The 15,973-nt window shown below is 63.1% G+C and carries 13 protein-coding genes; 10 read left to right on the top strand and 3 right to left on the bottom strand.

The genetic code is table 11. From position 1 onward, the window contains the following. Positions 1-93 precede the first annotated feature (93 nt). On the bottom strand, positions 94-828 hold the full coding sequence (locus RO069_RS21165; RefSeq protein ID WP_328190175.1) for a VC0807 family protein: 735 nt from the start codon (positions 826-828) through the stop codon (positions 94-96). A gap of 133 nt (positions 829-961) precedes the next feature. Continuing rightward, complete coding sequence (locus tag RO069_RS21160) at positions 962-1,363, bottom strand: nuclear transport factor 2 family protein (RefSeq protein ID WP_328190173.1); 402 nt, start codon at positions 1,361-1,363, stop codon at positions 962-964. Between the two features lie 182 nt (positions 1,364-1,545). Between RO069_RS21160 and RO069_RS21155 the strand changes: the two genes are divergently transcribed. The 4 genes from RO069_RS21155 (at position 1,546) to RO069_RS21140 (ending at position 7,364) form a co-directional block, all read left to right on the top strand. Then, complete coding sequence (locus RO069_RS21155) at positions 1,546-2,724, top strand: ABC transporter substrate-binding protein (RefSeq protein WP_328190171.1); 1,179 nt, start codon at positions 1,546-1,548, stop codon at positions 2,722-2,724. 61 nt (positions 2,725-2,785) lie between these two features. Further along, positions 2,786-3,655, top strand: a complete 870-nt coding sequence (locus RO069_RS21150) for a branched-chain amino acid ABC transporter permease (protein ID WP_328190170.1) — start codon at positions 2,786-2,788, stop codon at positions 3,653-3,655. Then, positions 3,652-6,144: a branched-chain amino acid ABC transporter ATP-binding protein/permease gene (locus tag RO069_RS21145; RefSeq protein ID WP_328190169.1), complete on the top strand. Its 2,493-nt coding sequence runs from the start codon at positions 3,652-3,654 to the stop codon at positions 6,142-6,144. Before RO069_RS21150 ends, RO069_RS21145 begins: the two co-directional genes overlap by 4 nt. Then, positions 6,141-7,364 carry an amidohydrolase family protein gene (locus RO069_RS21140; RefSeq protein WP_328190168.1) on the top strand — a complete coding sequence of 408 codons (1,224 nt, stop codon included), beginning with the start codon at positions 6,141-6,143 and terminating at the stop codon, positions 7,362-7,364. Before RO069_RS21145 ends, RO069_RS21140 begins: the two co-directional genes overlap by 4 nt. Before the next feature lie 29 nt (positions 7,365-7,393). On the opposite strand, the gene RO069_RS21135 is transcribed toward RO069_RS21140, so the two are convergent. Beyond that, positions 7,394-8,089 (bottom strand): GntR family transcriptional regulator, encoded by a 696-nt coding sequence (locus RO069_RS21135; protein WP_328190291.1) that lies wholly within the window; start codon positions 8,087-8,089, stop codon positions 7,394-7,396. Between the two features lie 324 nt (positions 8,090-8,413). Here RO069_RS21135 and RO069_RS21130 point away from each other — a divergent pair, with 324 nt between their 5' ends. From RO069_RS21130 to RO069_RS21105, 6 genes are read left to right on the top strand one after another with little or no spacing between them, the layout of a single operon-like run. Then, positions 8,414-10,027 carry an ABC transporter substrate-binding protein gene (locus RO069_RS21130; RefSeq protein WP_328190166.1) on the top strand — a complete coding sequence of 538 codons (1,614 nt, stop codon included), beginning with the start codon at positions 8,414-8,416 and terminating at the stop codon, positions 10,025-10,027. 22 nt (positions 10,028-10,049) lie between these two features. Further along, on the top strand, positions 10,050-11,081 hold the full coding sequence (locus tag RO069_RS21125; RefSeq protein WP_328190165.1) for an ABC transporter permease: 1,032 nt from the start codon (positions 10,050-10,052) through the stop codon (positions 11,079-11,081). 1 nt (position 11,082) lies between these two features. Next, positions 11,083-11,976 (top strand): ABC transporter permease, encoded by an 894-nt coding sequence (locus RO069_RS21120; RefSeq protein ID WP_328190164.1) that lies wholly within the window; start codon positions 11,083-11,085, stop codon positions 11,974-11,976. An 11-nt stretch (positions 11,977-11,987) separates the two neighbouring features. Continuing rightward, a complete protein-coding gene (locus RO069_RS21115) occupies positions 11,988-13,676 on the top strand; it encodes an ABC transporter ATP-binding protein (protein ID WP_328190162.1) in 1,689 nt (562 codons plus the stop codon). Next, on the top strand, positions 13,673-14,383 hold the full coding sequence (locus RO069_RS21110; RefSeq protein ID WP_328190160.1) for a GntR family transcriptional regulator: 711 nt from the start codon (positions 13,673-13,675) through the stop codon (positions 14,381-14,383). Before RO069_RS21115 ends, RO069_RS21110 begins: the two co-directional genes overlap by 4 nt. Then, positions 14,380-15,951: a gamma-glutamyltransferase family protein gene (locus tag RO069_RS21105; protein WP_328190159.1), complete on the top strand. Its 1,572-nt coding sequence runs from the start codon at positions 14,380-14,382 to the stop codon at positions 15,949-15,951. Before RO069_RS21110 ends, RO069_RS21105 begins: the two co-directional genes overlap by 4 nt. Positions 15,952-15,973 lie beyond the last annotated feature (22 nt).

Below are 15,973 nucleotides of genomic sequence, written 5' to 3'. Positions count from 1 at the left end.
TACCCGAAGTCTTTTCCTGGAGGGGATGAGGGGTCAGTGAGTGTTCACTTTTAGACCTTGGTCGAAGATGCGTCGCGCCGGGCAAAAGCCTTCTCAGCTATTGCCCTTGCCCTGTCCGCCGGCGCCGGGCGCTATCACTTCTTCCAGGGTATGGCCGGTCAGGCGGCGGATGCTGCGCCACAGATAAAAGAAAATGGCGATCATCATCACCATGGAGGGAATGGCGATCATCGGGTAACTCACCAGGGTCATGCGCCCCAGCTCCTCGTTGAACGCCTGGGTGCCGGAGGGGCTGGTGACGATCCAGCGGGCCAGGATGTAATTCATGATGGCGGAGAACAGGAAGGTGCCGGCGAAGAAATAACTGGCCTTCATCAGGCGGCTTTCGAACTCATCCTCGCAGTTTCTTTCCTTGAGGGATTGCTGGATCTTGTGGACATCCAGCACAGCGGGGTTATACAGCAGGGTCCGTACCAGCGGATATTTTGTACGGGTGGAGATCAGTACCGCCAGACCAATGACCAGTGGCACGGCGGCTTCCTTGATGGCCAGCCAGCGGGCGTCGATCTCCATCAGGCCAATACCCCCGGTGAGCCCCACGCTGATGACACCCAGTACCGCGATAAAATTCTTCTTGCGATAGCGGATCAGCTCGAACAGGCCCCACCCCAGGGGAAACGCCAGCCCGATCAGCAGGGCCCAGGTGCTGCCCAGATAGTTGTCGCCACTGAGCTTCATCAGGATCAGAGACGGGATTACGATGCTGACCAGCAGGTCGACCCAGGGGCGGGGTTTGTGGTCGGGGATGGAGGATGTCTGTTCGGTCATGGAGCGGACCCTGTGGCGCGTTCGAATTGCATCTGATGATAACACGGGGTCGGTGTAAATTTGGTGTCCGGAGACGGAAACCGGGGACCGGTCACGGCGGGTACCAGTCTCCGGGTCTGGTGGGCCTATCGGCTTATGATTCCCGGTTCAGTTCCGGCGTCAGCAGCCATTCGGCACTGTCGTTCCAGACATCCATCCGGGTGATCCTGCCGTTGCGCACCTCGAACCGGTCCAGGTAGCGGTTGCCGGTGAAGGGGCGGCCATCGGGCCACTCCCCGTAGAGGGTGCCGTTGGAGTAGACCACGGTATGGTCCTCATGTTCGGTCCAGTCAAAGGGCCCGAGGGCCTTCTTCACCCACCCGTAGCGACTGCTGTTGAAATCGGTGATTGCCTGGGGGCTGGCCATCGCACGTCCACCGGTAAAAGTAATACGCACGTCCGCCGCCATATAGGTGGCGGCAAGCTCTGGGTCCGGCGCCATGGATGCTTCCAGAAAATTGCTAACAATCGATATGGCTTCTTCTTTATCAGACATACACTTTTCTCCAGGGTAATGGCTTGGGATTGGTTGTTAATTGCTCTTTTTCGGTGCATAAAAACACCTGAAGCGCCTTCAGGGTGCCAGTTTATCGATTTTCCTTCGAGATAGGCCCCATTTTACTGGCATCCATGTTGCTAGCAACATTCATACAAACGCTAGCAAACTGGAGAAAGACGATGGGTGTGAAAACACGTATTAAACACGGGATCCTGGCCCTGGCCACCGCCGGTCTGGTTTCCCTGGCCGGTCTGGCCCAGGCGCAGGAAACCCTCAAGGTGGGCCTGGTGGCCGCCTTGTCGGGCCAGTCGGCCAAGTCCGGCGAGGCCATTACCCGAGGACTGACCATTGCCATCGATGAGATCAATGCCAACGGCGGCATCCTCGGCCAACAGGTGGAACTGCTGCGTCGGGATGACGAAAGCAATCCCAACAAGGGCCTGCTCGCTGCCCGGGAACTGGTTCAGAAGGAAGAGGTGGCGGTACTGTTCGGTGGCCTGGATACCCCCGTGTCCCTGGCCATCGTGCCGCTTGCCAACCGTATGGAGTTTCCGTTCATGGGCGTCTGGGCGGCAGGTACCCCCATCACCCACAACGGCGCCGAGGAGAACTATGTGTTCCGGGTATCCGCCGTGGATGAACTGGTGGACGAAGCCCTGGTGCAATACGGCATTGACCATTATGACATGCAGAAGCCGGGCATGATCCTGATCAACAATCCCTGGGGCGAGTCCAATGAGAAGGGCTTCCGCAAGGCGCTGGAATCCCGGGATATGGAATGGGCTGGTATCGAACGCTTTGAGAGTGGCGATACCGATGTCGTGCCACAGCTCAGCCGTCTGAAGGACGCCGGTGCCGATGCCCTGCTGATGGTGGCCAATGTGTCTCCCTCCGCCCAGGTGGTGAAGTCCCTGGACCGTATGGGCTGGGACGTGCCCATTGTTTCCCACTGGGGCCCGGCCGGCGGTCGTTTCAGTGAACTGGCCGGCGAGAACGCTGACAGGGTCCACTTTATTCAGACCTTCACTTTTGTGGAGAACCAGCAGGGCAAGGGTGCCGATGTCCTGGCGGCGTTGAAGGAAAAGTATCCCGAGATCCAGAGCCTGGCGGACGTTACCCCGGCGGTGGGCATCGCCAACGCCTATGACGCCATGCACCTGACCGCGCTGGCCATCGAGAATGCCGGCAGCACCGAGGGTCCTGCCATCCGTCAGGGTTACTACGACATCGAGTCCTACGAGGGGCTGATCAAGACCTACCAGTCGCCCTTCTCACCGGATCAGCACGACGCCGTGGGTCCGGAAGACTATGTGTTCACGCATTTTGTGGATGGTCAGATCGTACCCCTCGACCTGTAACACCCCTGATCGATAGGCCCCGTAGCCGGTCGGGCCTGACCCGGCCGGCGGAGGACACCACATGATTACCGCAAGCATCATCAGTGGCCTGGGCATGGGCAGCATGTATGCCCTGCTGGCCCTGGGTTTCCACATCACGTTTATTGTGTCCCGCACCGTCAACTTCGCCCAGGGCAGCGCGATGATGGTGGGTGCCGTGCTGGGATACACCTTCTGCATCACGCTTGGCTTGCCCTGGATTGTCGCGGCTGCCCTCGCCCTGGGCCTGTGTGCGATCTACGGCCTGGCCATCGAGCGTTTCCTCGTGCGTCCTTTCCATAGCCGGGACTCCGAAGCCTGGCTGATGGCCACCGTGGCGGGTGGTCTGCTGGTGGATAACCTGGTCATGTTCACCTTCGGCAAGGAGCCGCGCCGCTTCCTGCTGGAGCCGGTGGATATCCGCCTGGAGCTGTTCGGCACCGGGGTCGACCTGATGCAGCTGATCATTCCGGCGGTGGTCGCAGTCATCGTGGTGGCACTGATTCTGATCCGACGCTACACGCGACTGGGCAAGGTGTTGGGCGCCACGGTCCAGAACCCGTCGGCGGCTCGAATGATGGGTATCCATGTGAACCGGGTCGTGGCGGTGTCGTTTGCCATCTCCACGGTGTTTGCCGGTATCGCCGGACTGTTGATCGCCCCGCTGGTGAGCGTGCATTCCGAGATGGGTACGCTGTTTGGCCTCAAGGCCTTCGCGGTCGCCATCCTGGGCGGTATTGCCAGTGCCAATGGCGTGGTGATGGCCGGCCTGCTGTTCGGTCTGGCGGAAGCGCTGATCATAGTCTATCTGGGCTCGACGGTGGCCCAGATTGTGACCTTTTCCCTGGTGATCGTTGCCCTGGCCATCCGGCCCAACGGTCTGTTCGGGACCAGAACGCTGGTGAAAGTATGACGGTTTCGACAAGACCCTGGCTGGCGCCGGGGCTGCTGATGTTGCTGGCGCTGGTGACCACCGTACTGTCGTTCACCCTCGGTGGATACGGGCTGCTGGTGCTGACACTGATTGCCCTGACCACTACCGTATGCAGTGGCCTCAATATCCTGATTGGTCTCAGTGGTCAGATCTCGTTTGGTCACGTGGCTTTCTACGCCATTGGTGCCTACATCTCGGCACTGATGACCATGGCTGGCCTGCCCCTTCCCCTGGCCATGGTCACCGCCGCCATGGCGACCGCGATTGTCGGCGCGCTGCTGGCATTGCCCGCGGTGAGGGTCAGTGGGCCCTACCTGGCGATGGTGACCATCGCCTTTGGCTTTATCATTCACCACGGCCTGATCGAATGGCGATCCGTGACCGGCGGTGCCAATGGTCTGGCCGGCGTCCCCATGCCGGAGACCGGGCCGCTACCGGCGGATACCGGTCTGGCAGTGATGGCCTGCGCATTGATGGTGATGTCGCTGGTGTTCTTTCATCGTCTGGCGGGCAGTGGCTGGGGACGCGCCATCCGTTCGGTCAAGGCCACGGAGATCGCGGCCCGCTCCCTGGGCTTCAGCCCGTTGCAGACCAAGACCCTGGCTTTTGCCCTGTCGGCCCTGTTTGCCGGCGTGGCCGGGTCCTTGCTGTCGCCGCTGATGATGTTCATTAACCCGGAGTCCTTTCCCTTCACCCAGTCGATCCTGTTTGTACTGGCAGTGATTGTAGGGGGTGCCGGTACGGTGTTCGGACCGTTGCTGGGGGCCATCCTGATCGTGCTGGTGCCGGAACTGCTGTCCAGTATGGCGGAGATGCGGCTGCTGCTGTTCTCCGGTGTCTTGCTGGCGGTGTTGTGGATCGCGCCTACCGGGGTGTTGGGTGTGTTGCAGGCCCGGTTTGCCCGACCCGCCAGGCTCACCCCATCTGAGCGGCCAGACCAGCAACGCCTTGCGGATTTCCTCACCCGTCACGGGCCGGATGCCGGTCTGGTGGTGGAAGACATCGGTATCCGTTTTGGTGGCGTGCAGGCTGCGGACAGGGTGAGCTTCAGCGCCCCGCCCGGGTCGGTCACCAGCATTATCGGCCCCAATGGCGCCGGCAAGACCACCGTGCTGAATATGGTCAGTGGCTTCTATGCCCCGGACACCGGCCGGATCACCCTGGACGCGGACCTGGCTGGCCTGCCGGCCTGGAAAATCGCCCGGGCGGGCATTGGCCGGACCTATCAGACCACCCAGCTGTTTGCCGGAATGACCGTGCTGGAGAACCTGCTGGCCGGTATGCAGCAGGGACGGCTGGGGGGGTGCTGGCGCCGACCGGATCCGGACCAGGTGGCCCTGGCCATGGACCTGCTGGCCCTGGTGGGTTACCGGGGCCCGGTGCACACACCGGCTGAGGCCCTGCCCCATGTGGACCGCCGTCTGGTGGAGATTGCCCGGGCCCTGGCCCTTGCGCCCCGGGTGCTTTTGCTGGATGAGCCGGCGGCGGGACTGAGCCGTGCCGACACCGATCGGGTGTCCGACCTGCTGAGGACCATTGCTGGTTATGGCATCGCCGTGATCCTGGTGGAGCACGACATGACCATGGTGATGTCGGTGTCCGATCGCATCCTGGTGCTGGACTCCGGCCGTCCCATTGCCTGGGGTGCACCGGAGGAGGTGCGCGCCAACCCCGATGTGGTGCGGGCCTACCTGGGCAGTACCGATTACCAGGCACCGCCCCGACCGGAACCCTGGGACGGCAGCCGCGATGCCACCCTGTTCGTCAAGGGTCTGGTGATCGACTACGGCGCCGCGCCGGTGGTGGAGGGTGTCAGCCTGGTGGTGAATCCCGGGGAGCTGATCGCCATCCTTGGCGCCAATGGCGCCGGCAAGTCCAGCATCCTGCAGGCCATCGCCGGCCTGCATCCGGCCTCCGGTGGCTCGGTGGTGCTCAATAACGAGAGTATCGAAAGCCTCGATGCGGCCCGTATCGCGGGTAAAGGCCTGGCCCTGGTACCGGAGGGCCGCCAGGTATTCCCGGAGCTGAGCGTGCGGGACAACCTGCTGATGGGGGCCTATACCCGGACGGATCAGGGCAACCTGAACCAGGATATCGAACGTATCCTGGAACGTTTCCCACGCCTGAGGGACCGTATCGACAGTCCTGCCGGGCTGTTGTCCGGTGGCGAGCAGCAGATGGTGGCCATCGGCCGTGGCCTGATGGCGAAGCCGTCGATCCTGCTGCTGGACGAACCCTCCCTGGGGCTGGCGCCGGCCATGGTGGCGGAACTCTACGATGCGCTGGCGGCACTGCGGGATGAGGGGGTTACCCTGCTGCTGGTGGACCAGATGGCCAACCTGGCCTTGCAGGTGGCGGACCGGGCCTATGTGCTGGAGACCGGACGCGTGGTGCACTCCGGCAGCGCCGAAGACCTGCGTAACGACCCCGAACTGGAAGCCGCCTACCTGGGAGAGAATGTGGCGTGACAGCGATCCAATTCATCAACCTGCGCCTGCCGGAGCGCCCGCAACAGCTCGCTGGACTGAAGGTGGAAGATGGCCGGTTCGTCAGTGATTTCAGTCCAGGGGCGTCACCTGAAACCGTCGACCTGGCGGGCCACCTGGTGCTGCCGGGGCTGATCGAGACCCACATCCATCTGGACAAGGCCTGCATCATGGATCGCTGTCGGCTCAGCGAAGGCACTCTGGAAGAAGCAGTGTCCAGCACCAGTCAGGCCAAGGCCGGGTTTACCGAGTCTGATGTCTACCAGCGGGGGGCCAGGATCCTGGAACAGGCCATCACCCAGGGCACCACCCATATGCGCACCCATGTGGAACTGGACCCGGGCATCGGCCTGACCGGTTTCCACGCCATTCGACGGCTGCAGAAAGACTATGCCTGGGCCATCGGCCTGGAGATCTGCGTGTTTCCCCAGGAAGGGCTGCTGAACAATCCGGGCACCGAGGCGCTTTTGTGTGAGGCCCTGGAGAGTGGTGCGACCGTGCTGGGGGGCTGCCCCTATATGGACAGCGATCCCCTGGGTCAGATCCGCCGGCTGTTCGAACTGGCCCGGCACTATGACTGTGACCTGGACCTGCACCTGGATTTCGACCTGAACCCGGAGGGCATGACGATTCCGGAGGTGATCCGCTGCACCTGTGAATATGGCTGGCAGCACCGTGTCACCATTGGCCACGTCACCAAGCTGTCGGCGTTACCATCGGAGACCTTCCTGGAAACCGCCCTGGCCCTGGCCGACGCCGGCGTTCAGGTTACGGCCTTGCCCGCCACCGACCTGTTCCTGACCGGACGTGACGCCAGCCATAACGTGCCCCGGGGTGTGGCGCCACTGCCGAAACTCCATGAGTGCGGTGTCACCTGTTCCCTGTCCACCAACAATGTGGGCAACCCGTTCACCCCGTTCGGCGACGCCTCGCTGATCCGACAGGCCAACCTGCTGGCCAACGTCTGTCACCTGGGAACACCGGCGGAGCTGGCCCGTTGCCTGGCCTGGGTGTCGGAGGAATCCGCGAGGATGATCCGCCTGCCAGACTATGGACTGGCGCCGGGCTGCCATGCTGACTTCCTGGTGGTGGATGTCCGTACGCCGGCGCATGTAATTAGTGAGCTGGGTCAACCGCTGATGGGGTTCAAGGCCGGGCGACAGACCTTCGAGCGTTCCCCGGCCATGCTGTTACGCCCCTGAACCGAAAGACCGGCTATCTACGGCTGGCGTCAGACGCTGGCAAGCACCGCCTTGAGGTCTATTTCCCGCTGCTGGTCGTCATCCAGGGCCAGCTCCGCCTCCAGATGATCCAGATGGTGTTCCATCAGTTTCACCGCCCGCTCCCCATCGCCCGTCTTCAGGGCCTCCAGGATATGACGGTGCTCATCGTGCTGGCAGGTGGGCTCGTCGTTGCGCTGGTAGAGGGCGACAATCAGCGAACTGCGTACCATCAGGTTTTCCAGGATGTCCGCCAGTACACTGTTGCCACTGATCTTTGCCAATAAGCGATGAAAGGCACTCAATTCCCCCACGATAGCCCGGCGGTCACTGTCCCGGGTGGCCTTTGCTTCAGCCTTCATGTGGGCATCCACCTGGCGGGCGAACCTGCGCATGCGCTCCGGGGTGATTGACGCCACAATCGCCCCTTCGATGGCACGACGGGCCACGAAGATCTCCCGGGCCTCACGGGCTGTGGGCTGGGACACATGGGCGCCACGGTTGGGCTCGATGGTGACGATCTTCTGCAGGGCCAGGCGCTGTAGCGCGGCCTGTACGTGGTTGCGGTTGGCCTTGAGGGAATCGACGATCTGGGCTTCCACCAGACGGGTGCCGGGGGGCAGCAGGTGCTGGGCAATGGCCCGGGACAGGGATTCGATAATCCGTTCGACTTCCTTCTGTTTACGGGTGTGTAGCGGGGTGCCCATGGGTTGTTGGTTCACTGGTCCGTTGGAATAAAAGGATCGGCGTGCGTGCCGCATTATCGCTAGCAATCTATCTGCTTCGTATTATCTTCCCCCGACGGCTCAAGCGCAAACCCCCGGCCCTCCCTGGGGCACGACTGCTTCCTGATAGTGCATGCATAAGTGAAGGACCTGATCATGACGCCGGCTATAGACCGGTCATGGCTCTGCATGGAACCTTTATATTTATGATTTAAATAGGGTTTTTTGGACTTTGAAAAGGCGACATATCCTTGGCTTATCGATTGCATGCACTTTGGTAACTATTCATACCATGGAGCATGCAAAATGAATCGTCGGGACTTTCTCAAGGGCGCCACATCGCTTTCCGTCGGGGCCAGCATACTGCCACTGTTCAAGGTACTGCCGGCTTCCGCCGCCAGTCAGGAGACCGCTGTGGTGGTGATGGGCGGTACCATCAACAGCCTGGATATCCACCGCAGCGGGACCAACCGCGACAGCTACCAGGTGGCGATCAACTGCTACGACCGGCTGGTGTCCTTCGGTACCAAGCAGATGCCGGACGGCTCCCTGAGCTATGACTACAGCAATGTGCAGCCGGAACTGGCGGAATCCTGGGAAATCAGCGATGACGGTACGGTGATGACCTTTATCATTCGCGAAGGCGCCACGTTCTGGGACGGTAAGCCGGTTACCGCCCATGACGTAAAGTGGTCCCTGGACCGGGCGGTCTCCCTGGGTGGCTTCCCGACGGTCCAGATGAAGGCGGGTCGCCTGTCCTCGCCGGAGCAGTTCGAGGCGGTGGACGACCGCACCTTCCGTATCACCCTGCCGTTCTCTTCCAAACTGGCACTGCCGGACCTGGCCACGCCCATCCCCATCATCATCAACTCGGAAGTGGCGAAAGCGAATGCCACCGGGGACGATCCCTGGGCCACCGAGTACCTGCACCGAACTCCGGCCGGTTCCGGCGCCTATAAGGTGGCCCGCTGGGATGCCGGTCAGCAACTGGTGTATGAGCGCAACGACAACTGGGCCGGTGGTCCGGTACCGGGGTATGCGCGGGTTATCCTGCGGGAAGTGCCCGCCCAGTCCACCCGGCGCGCGCTGATCGAACGGGGCAGTGTCAGCGTGTCCCAGAACATTCCCAACAAGGATGCCAAGGAACTGGCCAGCAAGCCGGGAGTGAAAGTGGTCAGCACACCGATTGAGAACTGCATCTTCTCCCTGTGCACCAACGTTGACTTCGAGCCGTTCAAGGACAAGCGGGTGCGTCAGGCCGTGGCCTGGTCGATCCCCTACGAGAAAATCTTCGAGCAGGCCGCCTATGAGCAGGGTGTGCCCATGTGGGGCGGTACCCCCACCGTGGACGAAATCAGCTGGCCGCAGAAGTCTCCCTACTCCCGGAATGTAGAGAAGGCAAAGGTCCTGCTGGCGGAAGCGGGCTACGAGGATGGCTTCGATGTGCCGCTGTCCTTCAACCTGTCCCACGCCGACTGGGCGGAACCGGCAGCACTGCTGATCCAGCAGGGGCTGGCGGACATTGGCATCAATGCCACCATCGAGAAGATCCCCGGTGCCAACTGGCGCACCATCGCCCTGGTGGAGAAGAAACTGCCCCTGCACCTGGAGAACTTCGGCGGCTGGCTGAACACCCCGGACTATTACTTCTACTGGGCCTATATCAAGGGCAACCTGTTCAACTCCTACAACTACGACAATCCGGAAATGGCCAAGCTGGTGGACAACACCCTGGATATGGCCATGGACCACCCGGATTACGCCCCCAATGTGAAGCGCATGATCGAGCTGGCCTTCGACGAGATCCCGCGGATCCCGCTGTGGCAGCCGACCCTGAATGTGGCGCTCAACGAATCGGTGGGGGGCTACGAGTACTGGTTCCATCGCCAGATGGACATCCGTGCCCTGAAGCCCGTCTGACTGGATCCACAGGAGCGTTCCCTTGTCACCCATATGGCTGAAAGTGCGCAGCGTTGTTCTGCGCCTGTTGCAGGCGGTACCCACCGTATTCGGTATCCTGGTGGTGTGCTTCCTGCTGACCCGCGCGCTGCCGGGGGATCCGGCGGCGTACTTCGCCGGCCCCATGGCGGATGAGGCCTCTATTGAAGAGGTGCGCCGCAACCTGGGGCTCGACCAGCCGCTGCCCATGCAGTTTCTCACCTATGTGAAAGACCTCGCCCAGGGAGACCTGGGCATGGCGGTGTCCACCGGACAGCCGGTAATGTCGGAGCTGGCCAATCGCCTGCCGGCGTCCCTGGAGCTGACCCTGGGGGCGCTGCTGCTGTCATTCATCATTGCCGTGCCACTAGGGGTGCTGGCGGCCACCCGGCCCAATACCTGGATCGACCATCTTTGCCGGTTCCTGGTGACCGCCGGGGTCTCGCTGCCCACGTTCTTTACCGGGCTGGCGCTGATGTATGTGTTCTATTACCTGCTGAGCTGGGCCCCCGCCCCCATGGGCCGGCTGGATATGATGTACCTGCCACCGGAGCCGGTGACCGGGTTCCTCACCATTGACGCCATCATCGCCGGTGAGTGGGAGATTCTGGGGGCGGCCCTGGCGCAACTGGCGCTGCCGCTGATCACCCTGGCCCTGTTCACCCTGGCGCCCATCGCCCGCATGACCCGGGCCGCCATGCTGCAGACCCTGTCCAGTGACTTCGTGCGTACCGCCCGGGCGGCCGGCCTCAGCGGGCGCCGGGTGCTGGTGACCTACGCCTTCCGCAACGCCCTGCTGCCGGTGGTGACCACCCTGGGCATGGTGTTTTCCTTTGTCCTTGGGGCGAATGTACTGGTGGAGAAGGTCTTTGCCTGGCCCGGCATTGGCTCCTTCGCGGTGGAGGCGCTGGTGGTCTCGGACTACGCCGCGGTGCAGGGCTTTGTGCTGTCCATGGCCTTGCTGTTCGTGGCCCTGAACCTGCTGATTGATGTGATCTATACCCTGATTGATCCCCGCGTGGGCGAGGAGGCCTGAGATGACCAGTATGAGCACACCCGCCTCCCCGACACTGGAAGGCCCGCCCCGCACCAGCTACTGGCAGCACCTGCGCCACGTGGCCTCGGAAAACCCCGTGACCGGGCTGGCCTTCGGGCTGTTCGCCCTGTTCATCGGCATGGCCCTGTTTGGCCCCTACCTGGTGCCCTACGATCCATTGAATACCGGCGTGGGGCCGGCGCTGCAGGCGCCGAGCACCGCCCACTGGTTCGGTACCGACCAGCTTGGGCGGGATGTCTTCTCCCGGGTGGTGGTCGCCACCCGACTGGATCTGATGATTTCGGTATCGGCGGTGGCCATCTCCTTTGTGCTGGGCTCCATCATGGGGTCGTTCGCCGGCTACTTCGGTGGCTGGACCGACCGCATCACCGGCCGGGTGGTGGACACCATCATGGCCTTTCCGCTGTTCGTGCTGGCCATGGGTATTGTGGCAGCGGCGGGCAACACGGTGGAGAACATTGTCTACGCCACCGCCATCATCAACCTGCCTTTCTACGCCCGCATGGCGAGGGCGGAGGTGAGCATTCGCCGTAATGCCGGTTTCGTGCAGGCGGCGCGGCTGTCCGGTAACTCCGAGCTGCGGGTGCTGTTCGGCCATATCTTCCCCAACACCCTGCCGCCGATGATGGTGCAGATTTCCCTGAACATGGGGTGGGCCATCCTCAATGCCGCCGGCCTGTCATTCATCGGTCTGGGCGTGCAACCGCCGGCCCCGGAGTGGGGCATCATGGTGGCCGAAGGGGCCAACTTCATTATCTCCGGCGAGTGGTGGCTGGTGATCTTCCCGGGCATGGCCCTGATGCTGGCGGTGTTTACCTTCAACCTGATCGGTGATGGTCTGCGGGATCTGGTGGATCCCCAGCGCCGTACCTGAGGATCCCGGCTATGAGAGACACTTCAACCATACCATTGCTGGATGTCCGGCACCTGAGCGTGGATTTCGTCACCCGCAAGGGCACGATTCGTGCTGTCGACGACATCTCCGTGGCCGTGGGCAAGGGTGAGACACTGGGTATTGTCGGTGAGTCCGGCTCCGGCAAGTCGGTCACCTCCTACGCCGTAATGCGCATCCTTGACCGGGCCGGATGCATCGCCGGCGGCAGCATCACCTACGGCGGTATGCCGCTGCACAAGGCCCGGGAAAAAGACATGCGGGACATTCGTGGTCGCGAAATCTCGATGATCTTCCAGAACCCACGGGCGGCCCTGAACCCGATCCGACGTATCGGTCAGCAGGTGGCGGACGTACTGATCGAGCACAACCAGGCCACCCGGGGTAACGCCCGGGAAAAAGCCATCGAAATGCTCCAGGCGGTGAAAATCCGCGACCCGGAGCAGCGCTACAACGCCTACCCCTTCGAACTGTCCGGCGGCATGTGCCAGCGGGTGGTCATCGCCATCGCACTGGCCTGTCGGCCTCGCCTGCTGATTGCCGACGAGCCCACCACCGGGCTGGATGTGACCACCCAGAAGGCGGTGATGGACCTGATTGTCGAGCTCACCCGCGAGTACGACATGTCCACCATCCTGATCACCCATGACCTGGGACTGGCGGCGGCCTACTGCGACCGGCTGGTGGTGATGCAGACCGGCAGGATTATCGAGGCTAACGTCTCGGCGGAACTGTTCCACGGGCCCCGCCAGGACTACACCCGACAATTGCTGCAGGCGACGCCCCACCGGGACTCCCACGTGCGCGACCTGTTGCCGCCGGCGATGAAGGCCCAGGCCATGCCGCTGCCGGAGGAACACAGGACCGGTGAGCCGATTCTCACGGTCAGCAATCTGCGCAAGCAGTTTGGTAAGCCCGGGTCCGACGGTAGCCATCTGGCGGTCAGGGACCTGTCGTTCCAGATCCGCGAAGGCGAGAGTCTGGGGCTGGTGGGGGAAAGTGGCTGCGGTAAGTCCACCACTTCCGCCATGATCATGCGACTGCTGGATACCAGTGGTGGCCGCATCGAATTCCTTGGTGAGGATATCGCGCCCGTCCCGGCGTCGAAATTCGCCGCCCATCCGCTGCGGGGGAAACTGCAGATGGTGTTCCAGGACCCCACCGACAGCCTGAATCCCCGCTGGAGCGCGGCCCAGTCCATCGGTGATCCCATTCGTCGGCTCACGCCGGCCATGGGCCGCAGGGACCGGGATCAGCGGGTGATCGAACTGGCCGGCCTGGTGGGTCTGCCGGTGCACCTGCTGGACCGCTTCCCCCACCAGCTCTCCGGGGGCCAGAAGGCCCGCGTGGGCATCGCCCGGGCCATTGCCCTGGAGCCCAAGCTGCTGATCCTGGATGAACCCACCGCCGCCCTGGATGTCTCGGTGCAGGCGGTGGTGCTCAACCTGCTGGAGGACCTGAAACATCGTCTGGGGATGAGCTACCTGTTCATCAGCCACGATCTCAACGTGGTGCGCCTGCTGTGTGATCGCATCATGGTGATGCAGAACGGCGAGGTGGTGGAGGAAGGCGACGCCGGCCAACTGCTGGACGCCCCTGCCACCGATTACACCCGTACCCTGCTGGCGGCGATTCCCCACCCACCGGAAACCATCCCGGTCGTTGAGGAAGGCAGGCTATGACCCGGCTTCCCCTGCAACCGGAGCGTGCCGGCAAGGGCACCGTGGTGGACAGTATCGTGCAGACCCTGGCGGACGACATCATCAGTGGTCGCCTGACGCCGGGCACCAAACTGGATGCCCAGGCCATGGCCCAGCGGTTCGGCGTGTCCCGCACACCGATCCGGGAAACCTTCGGTCATCTGGCGGCCATGGGGCTGGTGACCCACCGCCCCAACCGGGGAGTGATTGTCGCCACCCTGTCACCCGATGCCCTCAGTGATCTCTATGAAGCCATGGCCGAACTGGAAGCGGCGCTGGCCCGGCTGGCGGCCCTGCGCATGAATAGCGACCAACGCCAGGCCCTGCTTGAACTGCACCAGGAGTCCGTTCACCTGGTACGGGATGGCACTGCCGATGACTATGCCCGTTACAATCAGCGTTTCCACGCCCTGATTTTCGAAGGTGCCCAGAGCAGTCAACTCCAGCAGCTGGCGGAAGCCACCCGGCACCGGCTGGCGCCGTTCCGCCGGGCCCAGTTCCGCCTCACCAACCGGGTCAGCAAGTCCTGGGAGGAACACGACGCCATTGTCCGAGCCATCCTGGCCGGTGACGCCGACGGCGTGGCCCGCCTGATGCGCCTGCATGTGCAGACCGTCAGCGCCATGTCCGCTGAATTTGTGGCAGAGCACCAGTTGCCAATGGGTACCCGGGGAGAGACCAGCCCATGAAGGCCCAGTCCACCGCTGGTGTGATCTGCACACCGGACGCCCGCGCCACCGAAGCGGGTATGGCAATCCTCAATGCCGGTGGCACTGCCATCGATGCCGCCACCACTGCCGGAGCGGTGCTGTCCGTGGTATGCCCCCATATGACCGGACTCGGTGGCGATGCCCTGTGGTTGCTCAGCGATGGTCGACAGGTGGATACCCTGCTGGGGCTGGGACAGGCCGGCCGGCGGCTGCCGGACGACGGCGCCATTGCCACCCGGGGACCGGCTTCGGCGGCCACTACCGCCGGTGCGCTGAGGGGCTGGTCCCTGGCCCATGAGTGGAGCCAACATCGCTGGGGTTCCGCCATGACCTGGCCGGATCTGCTGGCGCCGGCCATTGTCCTGGCCCGGGATGGCTACGAGGTTTCCGGCAACCAGGCCTTCTGGCAGCATCAGCGCCGTGATCTGATCCGCGACCTGCCGGACCTGACCGCCCTGTGCTGTGACGCCCGGGGTGAACTCCTGCCGGAAGGTACCCGGGTAACCCGGCGTGAACTGGCTGGCACCCTGGAACACCTGGCCCGGGCCGGTATCGAAGACTTTTACGAAGGCGAACTGGCCACCTCGCTGGCGGAAGGGTTCGCACGACTCGGCAACGGCCTGACCCGGGACGACCTGATCCGCACGGAGGCCTGGCACAGTGAGCCCCTGAGCATCCGCTACCGGAGTGGCACCCTGTACAACTTCCCGCCGCCCAGCCAGGGCCTGTACACCCTTAGTGCCCTGAACGCCCTCAACTTTGTGGATTTGCCTGCGTTGGAGAATGGTGGCCCGGACTACGTCCATTACCTGGTGGAGGCCATCAAGGCCCAACTCAAGCAACGAAACCGTCAGCTCTGCGACCCTGCCGGTGGTACCCTGGACACCCGTCGCCTGCTCAGCCGCGAACGGGCAGCGGTAAACTACGCCGCCATTGATCCGCAGGTGGCGGTGCCCTGGCAGGAGGAAGGCCGACCAGCCGATACCGTCTGGCTGGCGGCCACCGACGCCGAAGGCCGTACCGCCTGCCTGATGCAGAGCCTGTTCCACGATTTTGGCTCCGGCTGCATGGTGGGCGATACCGGCATCCTCTGGCTTAACCGGGCCGCCGGCTTCCACCCGGACCCGGCCCATGCCAACGCCTGGGCTCCGGGGAAGCGACCGGCCCACACCCTTAACCCTTCGGCTTACCTGGCGGACGATGGTCGACAGTTTTACTTCGGCACCCAGGGTGGCGACGGCCAGCCCCAGACCCAGATGGTTCTGGCCACCCAACTGGTGGACTACCGGCAGCCCATTGACCGTGCACTGAAGGTGCCCCGCTTCCTGCAGGGGCGCAGCTTCTTCGGCAGCAGCGAAAACCTCAAGCTGGAACGGAACATTCCGCCCGCCGTCGGCGAGGTGCTGATGCAAAAGGGCCACGCTATAGAATGGATCCCCGAGCTCAGCCCCTTCACCGGTCTGGCCGGCGCCATTGCGGTATACCCGGACGGCTGCCGGGAAGCCATGCACGACCCCCGCGGGGAAGGCACCGCGCTGGGTCAGTAATCACTCACTCTCATTGAAAAGC

It is taken from the genome of Marinobacter sp. OP 3.4, assembly GCF_036224885.1.
GTDB lineage: Bacteria > Pseudomonadota > Gammaproteobacteria > Pseudomonadales > Oleiphilaceae > Marinobacter.
Note: the sequence above shows the minus strand (reverse complement) of the source record. Positions and strands in the feature narration are given on the sequence as shown.

What these genes read in the sequence shown, in the direction of transcription:
- RO069_RS21130 (WP_328190166.1), top strand. Translation starts at nt 8,414, where the DNA reads ATGAATCGTCGGGACTTTCTCAAGGGCGCCACATCGCTTTCCGTCGGG.
- RO069_RS21145 (WP_328190169.1), top strand. Translation starts at nt 3,652, where the DNA reads ATGACGGTTTCGACAAGACCCTGGCTGGCGCCGGGGCTGCTGATGTTG.
- RO069_RS21150 (WP_328190170.1), top strand. Translation starts at nt 2,786, where the DNA reads ATGATTACCGCAAGCATCATCAGTGGCCTGGGCATGGGCAGCATGTAT.
- RO069_RS21105 (WP_328190159.1), top strand. Translation starts at nt 14,380, where the DNA reads ATGAAGGCCCAGTCCACCGCTGGTGTGATCTGCACACCGGACGCCCGC.
- RO069_RS21135 (WP_328190291.1), bottom strand. Translation starts at nt 8,089, where the DNA reads ATGGGCACCCCGCTACACACCCGTAAACAGAAGGAAGTCGAACGGATT.
- RO069_RS21115 (WP_328190162.1), top strand. Translation starts at nt 11,988, where the DNA reads ATGAGAGACACTTCAACCATACCATTGCTGGATGTCCGGCACCTGAGC.
- RO069_RS21120 (WP_328190164.1), top strand. Translation starts at nt 11,083, where the DNA reads ATGACCAGTATGAGCACACCCGCCTCCCCGACACTGGAAGGCCCGCCC.
- RO069_RS21110 (WP_328190160.1), top strand. Translation starts at nt 13,673, where the DNA reads ATGACCCGGCTTCCCCTGCAACCGGAGCGTGCCGGCAAGGGCACCGTG.
- RO069_RS21155 (WP_328190171.1), top strand. Translation starts at nt 1,546, where the DNA reads ATGGGTGTGAAAACACGTATTAAACACGGGATCCTGGCCCTGGCCACC.
- RO069_RS21165 (WP_328190175.1), bottom strand. Translation starts at nt 828, where the DNA reads ATGACCGAACAGACATCCTCCATCCCCGACCACAAACCCCGCCCCTGG.
- RO069_RS21160 (WP_328190173.1), bottom strand. Translation starts at nt 1,363, where the DNA reads ATGTCTGATAAAGAAGAAGCCATATCGATTGTTAGCAATTTTCTGGAA.